This window comes from Ruegeria sp. BC1 (assembly GCF_056539305.1).
This window is the reverse complement of the sequence record NZ_JBQFUT010000023.1, coordinates 1-2,359: the sequence shown is the minus strand read 5'-3', so window position 1 is coordinate 2,359 and position 2,359 is coordinate 1. Positions and strand designations below refer to the sequence as shown.

The 2,359-nt window shown below is 53.4% G+C and carries 5 protein-coding genes; 2 read left to right on the top strand and 3 right to left on the bottom strand.

Going from position 1 to position 2,359, the window contains the following annotated elements; translation table 11 throughout:
• Positions 1-106 precede the first annotated feature (106 nt).
• The 3 genes from ACR0IY_RS21925 to ACR0IY_RS21915 all read right to left on the bottom strand — a co-directional run bounded on the left by ACR0IY_RS21925 (position 107) and on the right by ACR0IY_RS21915 (position 1,464).
• Positions 107-571: a c-type cytochrome gene (locus tag ACR0IY_RS21925; RefSeq protein WP_480677151.1), complete on the bottom strand. Its 465-nt coding sequence runs from the start codon at positions 569-571 to the stop codon at positions 107-109.
• Positions 568-1,062, bottom strand: coding sequence for a DUF411 domain-containing protein (locus tag ACR0IY_RS21920; protein ID WP_480677149.1), 495 nt, complete (start codon positions 1,060-1,062; stop codon positions 568-570). The genes ACR0IY_RS21925 and ACR0IY_RS21920 overlap by 4 nt, the downstream gene beginning before the upstream one ends.
• A gap of 87 nt (positions 1,063-1,149) precedes the next feature.
• Positions 1,150-1,464: a hypothetical protein gene (locus ACR0IY_RS21915; RefSeq protein ID WP_480677148.1), complete on the bottom strand. Its 315-nt coding sequence runs from the start codon at positions 1,462-1,464 to the stop codon at positions 1,150-1,152.
• A gap of 14 nt (positions 1,465-1,478) precedes the next feature.
• Here ACR0IY_RS21915 and ACR0IY_RS21910 point away from each other — a divergent pair, with 14 nt between their 5' ends.
• Positions 1,479-1,832, top strand: coding sequence for a hypothetical protein (locus ACR0IY_RS21910; RefSeq protein ID WP_480677146.1), 354 nt, complete (start codon positions 1,479-1,481; stop codon positions 1,830-1,832).
• A partial coding sequence (locus ACR0IY_RS21905; RefSeq protein WP_480677144.1) for an IS6 family transposase occupies positions 1,829-2,359 on the top strand: 531 nt, incomplete at its 3' end. The genes ACR0IY_RS21910 and ACR0IY_RS21905, both read left to right, overlap by 4 nt.

The window sequence follows — 2,359 nt, the reverse complement described above, 5'->3', positions numbered from 1 at the left end:
CTCTCTCCGTTTCAGCAGTTCACGCAACTGGCAGGATAATCGACCAGCCTGCTCCATCCACTTAGCCTTCGAAGAAATTTGCGACAGAACCATAAAGTGATCTTTGTCATTGTCTGTTTTCCATTTCGTCATGTCTGGCGCGGATTTCAGCGGGCCAGGTTGATTTGATGTAGCTGAGGACGGCAATGATCTCGTCGTCGATCAAGACTCCGTCGTAGATGGGCATGTTCGACCCATAGTTCGGGTCACCAATCAACGCGCCGACGCCAAACTTGGTGAGGTTGAACAGGATTTCGCCATCGTGGTGCCAGGTATGCCCAGTTTCGTCGTGCGGAGGCGCTTGCAAGAGGCCATCATCTCCCCGCGCTCGCCAGTTGGGCTGGCCTTCGAGGTTCGCCCCATGGCACGAAGCGCAGTTTTCCTCGTAGACCATGGCTCCACGCGCAACGACCTCCGCGTCCTTGTAGCGCAGAAAGCCCTGGTTGCTTTCTGCGCCAAGGTACCCGGTGCTAAGCAGGGCGGCTCCAACCAGAACCACCCCACCCACTCCAATCCAGAGAAGCTTCTTCACAGCCCAACCTGGAAATAGATTTCCCCTGCTCCGGCAGAACCTCCGAAGGCAATCACGTCATAGGATGCGGACGGATCGTTCCCCATACCGGGCGAACCAGCGGGCATCCCAGGCACTGAGATCCCCGAAACATCAGGTCGCGCGGCCAAGAGCTTCTCCAAAGCTGCAAAAGGCATATGGCCTTCAATGACGTAGCCTTGGATAATCGCTGTGTGGCATGCCCACAGGTCTCCTGGTATATTTGAATCCAGTTTCACCGTGGTGACATCGGCAGTATCTGTGACTTCAACCTCGTAGCCCTCTTGGCGTGCCATTGCCACCCAGGCACCACAGCAACCGCAGCTCGGGCTTTTGGTGACGTGCATCGCGCCATGTTGCATTGCTGATGAATGGTCATCGGCGTGGGCGGCACCCGTCAGCCCGACTGTTGTGAGGCCGAGCACAAGCGCTGCGGCGGGAGTTGCCGCAAGATTAGTTTTGAACGGTTTCATGAGATTTCCTCTCGATACAGTTTCGCACGGGCATTGCCCGTTTTGGTGTGACTTCAATAAGAGCTACGCCATTCGGCACAGCAGCAGTCACGCCAAGCGCGGAGGATCGAGAAGCCCCGAGGGTTCTATGCCATTCAGCAAGAGCTCATAACTCACGAAGACATTTGCGCGACACATGCCATCGGCATCTTGCGCCGTCGCGTCAGATAGAACGGCTGGCAAGCTGTGACAGCTATGCGCGCGTTCAAGACCTTCATTGCAGCAATCAAGCTGATCGTCGATCTGGTCGGCTACAAAGCTGTGATCAACGTCCATAGCGATCGCGTGACGCGTCTCCATCGCTCCGGAGAACGATGCAAAGACCAACAACGCGGCGACCATTATCAGACGAACAAAAACCATGTGACGTTTTTAACTTGGATTTTCAACGTGTTTCAAGTGGTGAAGACATGCCTGCGCCAACAGGTCCATCGCTGTCAGCTATACCAAGAGCTATCGTCGAAATGATGGGCGACGAGCGTGAGATCCGTTGGTTTGACGACAGGGGCTTCGAATCTCAGCCAAAACGGGAAGTCATGCTGAATTTCGGTTGCGTCATTTTTGGGGCCATAGTGCAATGTAACGTCGGCAATGCCGGAAAACCGAACAACGACGACTTTTGCCCTCAATGCCTCGACTGGTTGTGTCGCAAACTTTGGGCCTGGATTGACGAGCATATAGATTTCGATTTTTGGTGTCCGCGTATTGTTCTACAACAGGTTTCCGCATGATTTCTCTGAAAGGTTGTCATTTTCCCAAGGATGCGGTTTTGTACGCCGTTTACTTCTACCTGCGGTACACGGTTTCATATCGTGATTTGGAAGAGATCATGGCTGAGCGCGGTGTGCGAGTTGACCACGCCACATTGAATAGGTGGGTTGTGAAGTTCTCGTCGATCGTCGCAGCTCGTGCGCAATCAAAGAAGCGTCCTACTCAGAGTTCATGGCGTATGGACGAAACCTATATTCGTGTGCGCGGGAAGTGGATGTATCTCTATCGAGCGGTCGACAAAGTGGGAAACACCCTTGATTTCATACTGTCTGAGCGGCGAAATCGTCCAGCAGCCACCAGGTTCTTTGCCAAAGCATTTTCGTCAAACGGAATCCCAAACAAAATCGTCATCGACCGGAGTGGTGCAAATGCAGCCGGCATTCGAGAAGTTAACAAGATCCTGAAGCGGTTCGGGTGCTCTGCCAAAGTACAGACGATCAGGTCCAAATACCTAAACAACATGATCGAGCAGGATCACAGATTCATC